The following is a 13,074-nucleotide window of genomic DNA, read 5'->3' as shown; positions in this document are numbered from 1 at the left end:
TCAACTATTAACTATCAACTATGGAAACAACCGCCGATTATTACTGTGCTTATTGTGGAGAAGTCAATACTACTTTTGTGGATATTAGTGCCGGAAGCTATCAATCTTATATCGAAGATTGTCAAATTTGTTGTCGTCCTAATTTACTTTATATTAGCATTGACCCTGATTCTCTAGATATTAGTATTGAAAGTGATTACGATCAATAATTAAGTAATTCTTACTCTATTTGAGTTAAATAATTGTTATTTAATTGAAGGTTCAATAATGGATAATAACCAGGTCATTCTATCCTAAACTAATAATTAATAACAGACCTTATGCCTGATCCTATAAAAACCAAGTCCGACAAGAGCGGACTAAATTCTAGGTTGCGTAGGCAACCTTTGTTTGTATAGCTTAACTCTTTAGAGTTAAGATTAATTATCACTTATCCATTAATAAAATAGACTCAATAGCTGCCTCTAATGCTAAAGAAATATGAGTCCAATGTGTTCCCCCCTGACAAAAAATAATATAAGGTTCTCTTAAGGGGCCATCCGCCGAAAATTCCGAGGTACTCCCATCAATAAATGTTCCACCAGCCATCACTAATTCACTCTCATAGCCAGGCATAGGAGCAGGAACAGGGTCTAAATAAGAACCCACAGGAGAATAGGTTTGAATCGCTCTACAAAAAGCAATTAATTTTTCAGGAGTTCCTAACTTAATTCCCTGAATTACATCTCGACGGGGAACTAAAGGTAAAGGATTCACCGGATAACCCAATTGATCAAAAACATAGGCAATTAAATGACTTCCCTTAACCGCTTCTCCTACCATTTGAGGAGCTAAAAATAAACCTTGAAATAGTAATCGATTTTGCTCAAAGGTAGCCCCTCCTTCTGAGCCAATTCCTGGGGCAGTTAAACGACAAGCAGCCGCTTCTACTAACTCTTTTCTCCCTGCAATATAGCCTCCCGCCGTAACAATAGTTCCTCCCGGATTCTTAATCAGAGAACCTGCCATTAAATCTGCTCCTACTGCAGTGGGTTCTTGCATTTCAATAAATTCTCCATAACAATTATCCACAAAACAAATTGTGTTAGGATTTTGTTGTTTGACAATTTTAATAATTTTTTCAATCTCTGAAATAGATAAACTTGCTCGCCAAGAATAACCACAAGAACGCTGAATTAACACTAAACGAGTATGATCTTTAATAGCAGTTTTAAGATTATCCCAATCAATCGTTCCTTGAGGTGTTAAGGCCAATTCTCGATAATTAATGTTAAAATCAATTAAGGAACCTTGACAATTGCCACGCAAACCGATTACTTCTTCGAGAGTATCATAAGGGGAACCAGCAACAGCTAACATTTCGTCCCCTGGACGAAGTACCCCAAACAAAGCGCAGGCAATTGCATGAGTTCCTGAAACAAACTGGACTCGCACGACGGCGGTTTCGGCCCCCATCGCCTCAGCAAAGACTAAATCTAGGGTTTCTCTCCCTAAGTCGTCATGGCCATAACCGCTCACACTAGCAAAGTGATGCACCCCTACCCGATGATGGCGAAAAGCCTCTAAGACTTTTTTGAGATTTTGCTTGACCTTTGTGTCAATTTCCGAAAAAATCGGAGATAGTCTATCTTCTGCTGCTTTTACAAGCATTAAACTGTCCATTTGTCAATTAAAAGTAAACTTATTGGGCTAATTACTGATTCAAGCCTTAAAAGGTTACGTATGTCAAATCAATAAGTCAATGTCAATTCGGTTTTGTTAATTAATGATTAAACAAGTTCTCTATAGTATCAAAAATACCTTAAGTTTAATAATTGACCATTAGCATAACTGAATTTTTTACCGTTTTCAATCACGTTCACATTCAGGTTATTACATGACTGTTGCTACATCTCAAAAACTTCCTCTTGACTGGACTGTTATTATCTACATGGCTACCATTCATCTGGTTGCAATGTTGGCTTTTTTTCCAGGTAATTTTAGTTGGGGAGCCATTGGTATTACATTATTTATTTATTGGATAACAGGCGGCCTTGGTATTACATTAGGACTTCATCGTTTAGTAACACATCGCAGTTTTCAAGCTCCTAAATGGTTAGAATATCTTCTTGTTTTTTGCGGAACTTTAGCCTGTCAAGGTGGCCCAATTCAATGGGTTGGTTTACACCGTATTCATCATAAATTTTCGGATACTGAAACAGATCCCCATGATTCTAATCTAGGGTTTTGGTGGAGTCATTTGGGATGGATGTTACATAAAATTCCTGCCGATAAGGAAGTTCCTCGTTATACTCAAGATATTAAAGATGATCCTTTTTATCAATTTTGTCAAAAATACATGATTTTGATTCAACTGGTTTTAGGATTAGGTTTATATGCTATTGGTGGTTGGTCATGGGTAATTTGGGGCATTTTTGTCCGCTTAGTGATGGTGTTTCACTTCACTTGGTTTGTCAATAGTGCTACTCACAAATTCGGTTATCAAACTCACGAATCTAACGATCATTCTCGTAATTGTTGGTGGGTTGCTCTCCTAACTTTTGGTGAAGGTTGGCACAATAATCATCATGCTTATCAATATTCTGCTCGTCATGGTTTAGATTGGTGGGAAATTGATATTACTTGGATGACTATTCGTTTTTTACAAATACTTGGGTTAGCAACTAATGTTAAATTAGCTCCAATTGTTGAAAAATAATTAAGTTCTCCTAGGGGCATAATATATCATACCCCATTGGTAGGGTGGGCATTGCCCACCCTAAGTTTATTTATAATCACTTACTTATTAGGAGCAATTTTATGTTAACAATTAAACCTAGATTTACAACTTTTGAAGAATACTTAGCATACAATGATAATTCAGATAGATTCTATGAATTATTTAATGGAGAATTGATTGAAGTGCCGCCAGAGTCAGGTTTTAATGTTGAAATTGCTACTTTTTTATTACTTAAATTTGCTTCACTTTTAGGGTATCGTAGAGTACGAGGACAAGGATTAGAATTAGAAGTGAGAGGGGAACCAAAAAACCGTTATCCCGACCTCACTATTATCCGAGAAGAACATATTCAACAATTATCAAACCGCAATACTATTCGTCTTTCAATGTCACCTCCTATTTTAGTCATTGAGGTAGTTAGTCCTGGAGAAATACAAAGAGATAGGGACTACATCGCCAAAAGAATACAATATGAAGATTGTGGTATTCCTGAATACTGGATTGTTAATCCTCAAACCAAAACTATCTTAGTCTTAGAACTTACAGGAAATAGTTATATAGAAGTCGGAAATTTTGGCAATAATTATTTAGTACAATCTCCTATATTTAAAGAACTAAAGTTAAAAGTTTCCGAAGTATTTAACCCAAATTAAGGCTCTCCCGTACCTGTGCTGATAAGTAAAGCTTATAAAGAGCTAAACCTAGCGACTCAGGCTTAGAATTAGGCTGTGTAGACAGCCTTTGTTCTTATAGAATAAGGCTTTAGCCTGTATTCATTGATTAATTTTATTCAGATTGATCAAGACTGTTTTTGATAACGCATTCCTGGTAATTGAGTCACTAACCCCTCTAATTCCAATTGTAATAAGCCTCCTGATACTTCCCCTGTACTTAAGCCAGTATTTTTAACAATCAAATCAAAAGAAATAGGCTCAGAATTAACACAGTGAAAAATCTTTAATAAATTAGGCTCTAAATTAGGTAAAGTTTGAGGAGTTGCTGACTCAAACAAAGATAATTGTTTAGGCTGATCAATATTAGGAATAGTTCCCAACATCTCTAATAATTCATCTAAATTAACAATTACTTCGGCCCCATGATGAATTAATTTTAAACAACCTCGCGCTTGTACAATATCAGGAGAATTTGGCAAAGTATACACATCTCGTCCAAATTCATTGGCATAACGAGCCGTAATTAATGCTCCGGATTTTTCGGGAGCTTCCATCACTAAAATAGCACGACATAACCTCGCAATAATACGATTTCTGGCCGGAAAATGACGGCGATCGCCAGGAGTCCCCGCCGGATATTCACTCAAAATTAAGCCATTTTCTTGAATTTGTTGATACAATTGGCGATGTTCACTCGGATAAACCAGATCAACCCCCGTTCCCATCACCGCAAGGGTTCTACCTCCAGCTTGTAAACACTTCTGATGAGCGATTCCATCAATTCCCGCGGCCATCCCAGATACCACCGTAAAACCATGTTGCGCTAAAGCTGTACTAATTTTACCCGTCCAACGAAGACCATGTTCCGTGGGGTGTCGAGTACCAACAATACCAACTAATGGAGTAATTCCTTGATTTTCTGGAAAATTCACCTGTCCTCGATAGTATAAAACCGGAGGAGGACTAGGCATTTCTAATAATAAACGAGGATAATTTTGATGATCAGGAGTCCAAAAATTAGGGTTTTTTTGAGTATGTTCTTTAAATAATTGTATGGGGTCAAGTTGCGATCGCTGTTGCATTACCTCTTGAATTATTTTTTTGCCCAACCCATCAACAGAACCCAAGGTTTCTGGAGAAGCTTTCCAAGCATCTGATAAGCTACCCAATTGTTGCCAAACCCTTTTGAGCAAAACGGGGCCAATTCCTGGAATTTTCGACCATGCGAACCAATAAGCAGCCTCAGTATTATCCATTTTAATCTATTTAAAGGAATGTTAGTTTTGGGAAAAGTTCGGGAACACTAATATTAGCTCTTGTCTATGTGTCCGCAATGAATACTCTAACCCCGTTTCGGCATATCCTGGTCATTGAGGATCAAAAAGCGCGACGAATTATTGCTCTTGAAGAACCAACCTATAGTATTGGTCGGGAGTCAATCAATGATATCGTCATTTATGATCGGGTGGTTTCTCGCCGTCACGCCACATTAGTTCGCATTAAACCTACTCCTCGACTCGATCACTATTCCTATCGTATTATTGATGGAGATTTAGAAGGAAATCGTAGCACCAACGGGTTAACAATTAACGGCAATTCTTATGAGTCCCATAATCTTAAACATGGGGATGTAATTTTCTTTAGCCCTGAAGCAAAAGCAAGTTATTATATTCTTTCTACATCCATAGAAATTGCTCTATTTAATCCTCTTGATCTCAATCAATTTGACAATATTGAACAAGCAGAACCAATTATTACTCAAGTTCAGGAAGAAAATAATAAATGTACCTTAATTGTAGGCGAAGATTTGCAGGAACGAGATCGAGATGATTTAGTTAGATTAGCCTCTTTTCCTGAATTAAGTCCTAATCCCATTATTGAAATTAATTTTACAGGTAATTTAACTTATCTTAATCCTGCTGCCAGTATCAAATTTGAAACCATTACTCATGATAAACTGAAACATCCAGTATTAGCCGGATTATTATCAGAATCCCCAAATATTCAAGGAAATTTACTATTACGAGAAATAAAAGTCGGTCAAGCAACTTTTGAGCAGTATATTCATTATTTATGCGATAATCAACTGATTAGAAGTTATTTATTTGATGTTACTGAACGTAAGAAAGCCGAAAAAACCCTAGAATATCGAGCTTTTCATGATACCTTAACGGATTTACCTAATCGTACTTGGTTTGATGAAAGATTAGCTTTCGCTTTAGCTAGAGCAAAAAGAGAAAACTATTTAATAGGGGTAATGTTTCTTGATTTAGACTCTTTTAAAAATATTAATGATACTTTAGGTCATAGTGTTGGGGATCAACTGCTTAAAAGTTTTGCGAAACGATTAAATTCTTGTGTCCGTTCTGAAGATTTAGTTGCTCGTTGGGGTGGGGATGAATTTACTTTATTATTACCTCGTATTAATAGTCCAGAAGATACGGTTAATTTAGCTCAGCGTATTTTAGATGAATTAAAACAGCCGTTTGAAATTTCTGGACATCAATTATATATTAAAACTAGCATTGGTATTGCTATTTATCCCCAAGATGGAGAAGACTCAGAAACCTTAGTTAAAAATGCTGATGCGGCTCTTTATCGAGCAAAAGAAAGAGGTCGTAACCACTATCGTTTCTATAGTTCTACAATGACATCAAAAGCATCAATGATTCTTAAATTAGAAAACTTACTCTATCAAGCAATTGAAGAAAATGAGTTTTGTCTAAATTATCAACCTCAGATAAAATTGACAAACAATAAAGTCACAGGAATGGAAGCTTTATTACGTTGGTATCATCCTGAATTGGGTAATGTCTCACCAGTCAAATTAATTCCTTTAGCAGAAAAAACTGATTTAATTGTTCCTATTAGTTTATGGGTTTTACGGACAGCTTGTCAACAAAATAAAGTCTGGCAAAAAGCAGGACTATCTAAAATGCCAGTTGCAGTTAATTTATCTGCACGACAATTTCAACAACCAAATTTAGTAGAAATGGTAGGTCAAGTATTAGAAGAAACTGGGTTGGAACCTCAATTTTTAGACCTAGAAATTACTGAGACTGCTTTGATGCAAAATCATGATCTCGCTCAGCAAACATTAGGCAAATTACGACATTTAGGGGTTCAGGTTTCTTTAGATGATTTTGGAACAGGATATTCTTCTTTGAGTTATTTACATAAATTCCCAGTCAATACATTAAAAATTGATCAATCTTTTATTCAATCTTTGCAAGATACTCCTCAAAATACGGCGATTATTTCTGCTGTCATTGCTTTGGGAAAAACTTTTAACTTAAGAGTGATTGCAGAAGGAGTAGAAACTTTACAACAGTTAAAATTATTACAAGGTTTAAACTGTGAAGAAGTCCAAGGTTATTGGTTTAGTCGTCCCTTAAAACCAGAGGATGCTACTGATTTTTTAGGACAAACTTAAATGGAGTATGTCTTTTCCTCAAAAATAATTTACAAATTTTATTAAAAAATGGGCAAGATTTAGGCATCTACTAATATAAATAGTCTTAAAAAATTAAGGAATAATTTCTTTACCAACCGCTTCATAAGTTGACCAGGCAAATTTAGAACGAGGATCAGAATAATCTTTAATAACTACACCTTTTTGAGAGGCTCTTTCAAAGGCTACTAAGAGGGGAATTTCTGTTTTAAAAAGAGGTAATTTTGCTCCTTTTAATCTTTCTCTAGCTTCTCGTCCATTTTTGGTACGAGCATCAACTTTAGTTAACAAAATTTTAAAATTAGCATTGAAAGATTGTAATTGTTCTACTGCTTTAAAGGTAGCGTCAATATCGAGATGGTTAGGGGTAGTAGGAATGATTAATAAGTCACTACCATCGGCAAGATCTTTAAATTCTTCTGGTTCTGGTCTGGCTCTGGTATCCACGATAATATGAGGATATTGACGAATTAAACTGGTGGCCCCTGCTTGAGAGGCAACATAAAAGGGAAGTTTTTCGTCTTTTGACCAAATTAAAGCAGAACGGTTTCTATCAGCATCAATTAATAAAGTAGGGGCTTTTTGTTGTAAATATGCTGCTAAATGTATCGCAGTGGTTGTTTTTCCCACTCCTCCTTTTAAGGCTGTAATTGAGATAATCATGGTGCTTCTAGCTTATTTATATGATTATTTATATTTTTTCCTATTCATAGATTACACCAGTTTGAACCTTTTTCACAAAAGAATTCAGTCCTTCAGTTTTCAGGTTAACCTAAATTGAAAGACTGGGAAACTTTTATTTAAAAAATTTTGAACTGATGTATTAACATGACATCGTAGGGTTAATTCATGAATTGACCCTACAAAAAAATTATGATCTAGAAGGGCTGCATAAGTCCTAAAATATTATGAAACAAGACTTTAAGAAAGGAATTTTAGTTCCTTTTAATAGGTTTAACAGTGACAATAAAAAAATCGTCACTAATAGGAAACTTATCTAATTAAGCTGCGTCATGATATGGGTGTGTGAGGAGTAAGAACGAAAGACAAACGCCCTTGGAGTCGAAACATGGCCAGACTTCCGAGGGCTTTTTCCTTTTTATAATTTTCAAAAGTGCTAATTAGAATTATCTAGAATTCACGAATTATCTAAAACTCTTAAATATCAGGGCTTAAACAAAATCAATTACACATAGCAGGGCGGGTTTATTTATTTGGTGAGAATCATTGATTTATTTAAAAAACCCGCCCCTACAAAATCTTGGGTAATTAATTTTGTGTACCTACTTATCAGGGATTAATACTATGTAGAACCTAAAATTCTAATTTTTTGTTTTAATAAATTGTTCGACAATAGGAAGAATATTAGCGGGAATTTCATGACCCATATTAAATTCGTGATACTCTACTTGAGCATTAATAGATATTAATTTTTCTTTTGCTTGACGGGCCATTTCTATGGGAACGACAAAATCTTGTTTACCATGAATTATTAAAATTGGAGGCAGAGATGATGCTAAATTTTGTGGTTGAAAATGTAAATAACCACTAAGACTACAAATTCCCGCTAAGGGTAAATTTAATCCTACATCAAGAGACATTGCACCCCCTTGAGAAAAGCCACTTAAAATTGTTCTAGATAAAGGAATTTTGGTGATTTCTTCTAAAGATAATAACCAATTTGTTAGTAGTTCTCTACTTTCGGATAAGCCTTTATGTTCTTCTGTTTCTAACTCATACCAAGCTAGTCCTCCAGGAACTTGAGGATGAGGAAAAGGCGCATTAGGAAAAATAAATTGATATTTAGGAAGGGATAACATTGAGGCTAACGGGGCTAAATCTTCAGCATTTGCTCCCCAACCATGAAGCATAATTAAAAGATGATCAGGAGTGTTACTGTTAGTTGGTTTAAGGGAAATGGCTTCTAGAGACATACAGTTAATGTAAATAATTACTCAAAATAAATCTATTTATTATTGTTACAAAAAAAAGTTTAATTGTCAAAGATTAATTTATTTGAGTTATAATTAGATCAATCTGATATGTCATTGAATTTGGGTTTATTTTTTTTCTAATCTGAGTATTTGTAAGGGTCAACGGCCGTTGACCCCTACATTAAAAGCTAATATTATTAGTCTCCTAAATAATATTGTTAATTAGGGAGAAAAATCGCCTCCCTCTCCTTGATTTCCTCTCATTTGTTGACGACGTTGCTGCATTAATTGACCAAATTCTCGACGTTGTTGACGGGTTAATATCTCTCGCATTTCTAACATACTTTCAAAGCGTAAATTACCCATTTTTTGTCTTAAATTAAGCATTTCTTGATGTTTAGAGCGTATTACATCATTTGATGCTGTTCCATCCATTAATTGGCTTAATTCGTCTGCTTTTACTCGTATTTGTTGTTGTAAAGGTTCCATTTGTCCGCTATATTTTTGGCGAATGGCCTGAAGCTGTTGAACTTGCGTCTGACTAAGATTTAGTTGTTCCATCAATTTATCTGGGCCACCACCTCTGGTACCTTGGGACAAGAGATGAGTGTCACACAAACCAGAGTCACAGGAAGATTTAAGGATAGACTCAGCGAAAACAGAGTTAATTGTCAAAGGAATAGTCAAAAAAGCCCAGAATAAAGGATGATAAGACTTCATGAATCATGCTCTCCTCATTAATATTAAATTGCTGAAGTTTAAACTTAGGGATGGGAAACCTCAGACGGAGTAGCAGAATTTTCCAATAACATCCACTGACCATAGACAGGTGGGGTAGAAACTTCTGCATAACCTTCTCCTATGGTTCCTTGCCAGTTACTAACCATAAAAGCTTCTAATTCCTCTGAATCATTCCCTGTACCCAGTTGGAGAGAGGGTTCTTGCCAACGAGACTGACTGCCGATGGCTGTCATACCCAGAACTAAAGCACCAGGAATCAGCCATGGCCACAGACGAGATAAAGAAGGTCGGGTCTGAGATTTTCTGGGAAGGGTGGCGAATAACTGAGTTTCGAGTTTTGGGGAAATAGGGGGAGGCAAAGGCCGATATTTTTTGAGAAAATCGACCAATTTTCGATTATCATGAGGAGATTGAGACATTATAATGCTCCTTGCTGTTGAAGAAATTTCCGCATTTGATTGCGAGCGTAAAAAAGGCGAGATTTCACCGTTCCGACGGGTAGCTGTAAAATTTTAGCCACCTCTTTTTGAGGGACATCTTCCAAGTCATGTAATACCAAAACCGCACGATGTTCTAAACTTAAGGTCTGTAACCCTTGCTGCACCAAATCTTGATAGTGCAAACGCATTAAATCAGGGGTATCTTCAGGGCGCGATGGTGTACTATCCAAACTTGAATCATCCTCGGTGGATAGGTGGTTTTGGGCAAACTGCCGTCGTTTATCTGTTGCTACATTCCAAGTAATACGATATACCCAAGTGGAAAAGTACTCAGGTTGTCGAAGTCGGGGTAAACCTTTCCAAATTCGGAGAAACACATCTTGTACTAAGTCATCGAGCATTTCATCCCCACATAGTTGATAGAGGGTAGCTCGGACTCGTTGTTGATAACGGCCATACAATTGTTTAAATGAGGTAGAATCTCCTTGCTGACACTGAAGCACTAAATCTTTCTCTTTCGTATCAGCTTGGTTGTCTGCTAACACAGTCACGCTTTGCCCTACCAGTCAATTCAATGGTTTAGACTGGAGGATGATTTAAAAGGTTCAATTCTTGATCCCCCTTTTTAACAGTTATCAGTTATCAGTTATCAGTAAAGAATGATGTGTTTATCCTTGGTAACTGTTTACTGTTTACTGTTCACTGTTTTAAGGGGGGTTAGGGGGGATCAAATCTATAATATTCGTAACTAGAAACTTAGATTAATATGAATTTTTTTCAACCTCAATGGCACATTTTACTTCCGCAATTACTTCCTGATTGGTTTGTGGATTTGGTTAAAATTTATACCCCTCAATCTGAGGGTAAATATGCAGCCCAATTATTATGGCAACGTGGTCTTAAAAATCGTGAAGAATTGCTGAGTTTTTTAGATTTTAATGAGTATCAACCGACAAGTTATTTAGCGTTTGGACAAGAAATAAAACAGGCGATTAAACGAATTAAGAAAGCTATTGATGTAGGAGAAAAAGTTACTATTTGGGGTGATTTTGATGCGGATGGAGTTACAGCAACTAGTGTACTTTGGGAGGGATTAGGACATTTTTTTGTGCCTCATTTACAATTAGATTATTATATTCCTAATCGGTTTAAAGAATCTCATGGGTTGAATAAAGCAGGACTAGAAAAATTAAGAGTATCAGGAACGACATTAATTGTTACTTGTGATACTGGTAGCACTAATTTAGGAGAAATTGACTATGCTAATGAGTTAGGAATTGATTTGATTATTACAGATCATCATACCTTACCGGATGAACGGCCCCCTGTTATTTCTATTATTAATCCTCGTTATTTTGCTTCAACTCATCCTCTATTTTCTTTGTCAGGTGTGGCAGTTGCTTATAAATTGGTAGAGGCTCTTTATGAGAGTTTACCACAGATTCCTCAACAACCTTTAGACACTTTATTAGATTTAGTAGCTATTGGGTTAATTGCAGATTTAGTTGAGTTGAAAGGTGATTGTCGTTATTTGGCACAAAAAGGGATTAAACAATTAGAAAAACAAGCAAAAAAAGGTTTTCGTCCGGGAATTTCTCATCTGTTAAATTCTTGTCAAGGAAACGGCGATCGCCCGACTGATATTTCTTTTGGAATTGGGCCGCGAATTAATGCCATTAGTCGTATTCATGGAGATGCTAAATTTGCGGTTGATTTGCTTACAAGTAAGGATAAAGAATACTGTAAAAAATTGGCTTTAGATACGGAATTAGCAAATACTCGTCGTAAAGAACTACAAAAAAATGTTATCAATGAAGTTAAAAAGAAACTAGCTAATATTGATTTTTCAACGACTCAAGTTATTGTTCTAGATGATCCTCAATGGGCCAGTGGAGTATTAGGATTAGTGGCCGGACAAATTGCGCAAGAATATGGCCGTCCTACAATTTTATTGACAACAGTACAAGAAGAAAATTTAAGTCAAGAATCTATAAAATTAGCAAGGGGTTCAGCCCGTTCTATTAATCAAATTGATTTATATGAATTAGTGTCTTCTCAACAAGATTTATTACATCGTTTTGGAGGACATCCTTATGCGGCAGGGCTAAGTTTACCAGTTGAAAATATTAATTTATTTCGGGAATCTATTAATCAAAAATTACGTCAAAAAATAACAGATATCAATCTTTTAAATATGACAATTGAAGTTGATTTAGTCGTCACAGTTTCTCAATTAGGTAAAGATTTATTTAGAGAATTAAAATTATTAGAACCTTGTGGTATGGGAAATCCAGTACCAAAATTATTAATTCAGAACTGTTGGTTTGAGAAAGTAAAAAATTATAATGCTGAAGATGCAAGAAGTAAAAAAGTTCAATATATCAGAACTGTTTTTAATATTTTAGATCGATCAGTTGAGGAAGGATTTCCTGGGATTTGGTGGGGACATTATCAAGAGGAATTACCGCAAAATCAACCTTGTGATGCTGTGGTAGAACTCGATTATAATCCTTCTAATCAAAAATATCAAATTCGTTTAATTTCGGTACGTTCTTCTGAATCATTCCCTTTGATTAATCAAGATAATTATGATACAATTAGTTTAATTGATTGGCGTAATCATCAATATTTACCCGAAGAAAATAGAGATTATCAACTCTTAGAAAATTGTCCTGCAAATTGGAACGAATTACAAAAAAAATATCAAAAAACGTTGAAACAAAAAGAAACATTAGCCTTGGCTTATTCCCATCAAGAAAACTTAAACCCTCAACAAGTTTGTCAACAATTAATTGGCATTGTTAAATATTTAACTCGGACACAAAAAAACGTTACCAGAGAACAATTAAAAGAAGAATTACAATTAATTGATTCTACTTTAGAGTTAGGGTTAAATTTACTAAAAAAAATAGGGTTTAAAACTACTAAAAAGAAAAATCAGTTATCCTTTACAAAAGTCACGCCAAAAAATAATAATTACAAAGAAGAATTAGAAATATTTTATGAAGCCATTGAAGAAGAAAAATTTCAACGTCAATATTTTTGTCAAGTTCCTTTAACGACGCTTCAAGACTTATTAAATCATAATGATTAAAGTGACAGTGGTGGACGATGC

General features: G+C 35.4%; 12 protein-coding genes. 5 read left to right on the top strand and 7 right to left on the bottom strand.

What is annotated here, in order from left to right; genetic code table 11:
* The first annotated feature begins 20 nt into the window (after positions 1 to 20).
* Positions 21 to 209, top strand: coding sequence for a CPXCG motif-containing cysteine-rich protein (locus tag AsFPU1_RS13735; protein ID WP_124970859.1), 189 nt, complete (start codon positions 21 to 23; stop codon positions 207 to 209).
* A 217-nt stretch (positions 210 to 426) separates the two neighbouring features.
* Here AsFPU1_RS13735 and AsFPU1_RS13730 read toward each other — a convergent pair whose 3' ends face one another.
* Positions 427 to 1,662, bottom strand: a complete 1,236-nt coding sequence (locus tag AsFPU1_RS13730) for a methionine gamma-lyase family protein (protein WP_124970862.1) — start codon at positions 1,660 to 1,662, stop codon at positions 427 to 429.
* 214 nt (positions 1,663 to 1,876) lie between these two features.
* Between AsFPU1_RS13730 and AsFPU1_RS13725 the strand changes: the two genes are divergently transcribed.
* Positions 1,877 to 2,698, top strand: coding sequence for an acyl-CoA desaturase (locus AsFPU1_RS13725; RefSeq protein WP_124970865.1), 822 nt, complete (start codon positions 1,877 to 1,879; stop codon positions 2,696 to 2,698).
* 101 nt (positions 2,699 to 2,799) lie between these two features.
* A complete protein-coding gene (locus tag AsFPU1_RS13720) occupies positions 2,800 to 3,372 on the top strand; it encodes a Uma2 family endonuclease (protein WP_124970868.1) in 573 nt (190 codons plus the stop codon).
* Between the two features lie 146 nt (positions 3,373 to 3,518).
* On the opposite strand, the gene dprA is transcribed toward AsFPU1_RS13720, so the two are convergent.
* Positions 3,519 to 4,649: a DNA-processing protein DprA gene (gene dprA / locus AsFPU1_RS13715; RefSeq protein WP_124970871.1), complete on the bottom strand. Its 1,131-nt coding sequence runs from the start codon at positions 4,647 to 4,649 to the stop codon at positions 3,519 to 3,521.
* Positions 4,650 to 4,726: 77 nt separating this feature from the next.
* Between dprA and AsFPU1_RS13710 the strand changes: the two genes are divergently transcribed.
* On the top strand, positions 4,727 to 6,826 hold the full coding sequence (locus tag AsFPU1_RS13710) for an EAL domain-containing protein (protein ID WP_124970875.1): 2,100 nt from the start codon (positions 4,727 to 4,729) through the stop codon (positions 6,824 to 6,826).
* Between the two features lie 93 nt (positions 6,827 to 6,919).
* On the opposite strand, the gene AsFPU1_RS13705 is transcribed toward AsFPU1_RS13710, so the two are convergent.
* The 5 genes from AsFPU1_RS13705 to AsFPU1_RS13685 form a co-directional block, all read right to left on the bottom strand.
* Positions 6,920 to 7,507: a nucleotide-binding protein gene (locus AsFPU1_RS13705; protein WP_124970878.1), complete on the bottom strand. Its 588-nt coding sequence runs from the start codon at positions 7,505 to 7,507 to the stop codon at positions 6,920 to 6,922.
* Positions 7,508 to 8,166: 659 nt separating this feature from the next.
* Positions 8,167 to 8,778, bottom strand: coding sequence for an alpha/beta hydrolase (locus AsFPU1_RS13700; RefSeq protein WP_124970881.1), 612 nt, complete (start codon positions 8,776 to 8,778; stop codon positions 8,167 to 8,169).
* Positions 8,779 to 9,000: 222 nt separating this feature from the next.
* Positions 9,001 to 9,498, bottom strand: a complete 498-nt coding sequence (locus AsFPU1_RS13695; protein WP_124970884.1) for a Spy/CpxP family protein refolding chaperone — start codon at positions 9,496 to 9,498, stop codon at positions 9,001 to 9,003.
* Between the two features lie 44 nt (positions 9,499 to 9,542).
* Positions 9,543 to 9,938: a hypothetical protein gene (locus AsFPU1_RS13690; RefSeq protein WP_124970887.1), complete on the bottom strand. Its 396-nt coding sequence runs from the start codon at positions 9,936 to 9,938 to the stop codon at positions 9,543 to 9,545.
* Positions 9,938 to 10,504 (bottom strand): sigma-70 family RNA polymerase sigma factor, encoded by a 567-nt coding sequence (locus AsFPU1_RS13685; RefSeq protein ID WP_124971239.1) that lies wholly within the window; start codon positions 10,502 to 10,504, stop codon positions 9,938 to 9,940. The genes AsFPU1_RS13690 and AsFPU1_RS13685 overlap by 1 nt, the downstream gene beginning before the upstream one ends.
* Positions 10,505 to 10,725: 221 nt before the next feature.
* Between AsFPU1_RS13685 and recJ the strand changes: the two genes are divergently transcribed.
* Positions 10,726 to 13,053: a single-stranded-DNA-specific exonuclease RecJ gene (recJ, locus tag AsFPU1_RS13680; RefSeq protein WP_124970890.1), complete on the top strand. Its 2,328-nt coding sequence runs from the start codon at positions 10,726 to 10,728 to the stop codon at positions 13,051 to 13,053.
* Positions 13,054 to 13,074: the final 21 nt, after the last annotated feature.

Origin of the sequence: Aphanothece sacrum FPU1 (genome assembly GCF_003864295.1) — a bacterium.
GTDB classification, from domain to species: domain Bacteria; phylum Cyanobacteriota; class Cyanobacteriia; order Cyanobacteriales; family Microcystaceae; genus Aphanothece_B; species Aphanothece_B sacrum.
The sequence above is the reverse complement of the archived record's forward strand: the minus strand, read 5'-3'. Positions and strand labels throughout refer to the sequence as shown.

Excerpts from the sequence above, each read along its gene's own strand:
- AsFPU1_RS13735 (WP_124970859.1), top strand. The coding sequence starts at position 21 with ATGGAAACAACCGCCGATTATTACTGTGCTTATTGTGGAGAAGTCAAT.
- AsFPU1_RS13730 (WP_124970862.1), bottom strand. The coding sequence starts at position 1,662 with ATGGACAGTTTAATGCTTGTAAAAGCAGCAGAAGATAGACTATCTCCG.
- AsFPU1_RS13725 (WP_124970865.1), top strand. The coding sequence starts at position 1,877 with ATGACTGTTGCTACATCTCAAAAACTTCCTCTTGACTGGACTGTTATT.
- AsFPU1_RS13720 (WP_124970868.1), top strand. The coding sequence starts at position 2,800 with ATGTTAACAATTAAACCTAGATTTACAACTTTTGAAGAATACTTAGCA.
- dprA (WP_124970871.1), bottom strand. The coding sequence starts at position 4,649 with ATGGATAATACTGAGGCTGCTTATTGGTTCGCATGGTCGAAAATTCCA.
- AsFPU1_RS13710 (WP_124970875.1), top strand. The coding sequence starts at position 4,727 with ATGAATACTCTAACCCCGTTTCGGCATATCCTGGTCATTGAGGATCAA.
- AsFPU1_RS13705 (WP_124970878.1), bottom strand. The coding sequence starts at position 7,507 with ATGATTATCTCAATTACAGCCTTAAAAGGAGGAGTGGGAAAAACAACC.
- AsFPU1_RS13700 (WP_124970881.1), bottom strand. The coding sequence starts at position 8,778 with ATGTCTCTAGAAGCCATTTCCCTTAAACCAACTAACAGTAACACTCCT.
- AsFPU1_RS13695 (WP_124970884.1), bottom strand. The coding sequence starts at position 9,498 with ATGAAGTCTTATCATCCTTTATTCTGGGCTTTTTTGACTATTCCTTTG.
- AsFPU1_RS13690 (WP_124970887.1), bottom strand. The coding sequence starts at position 9,938 with ATGTCTCAATCTCCTCATGATAATCGAAAATTGGTCGATTTTCTCAAA.
- recJ (WP_124970890.1), top strand. The coding sequence starts at position 10,726 with ATGAATTTTTTTCAACCTCAATGGCACATTTTACTTCCGCAATTACTT.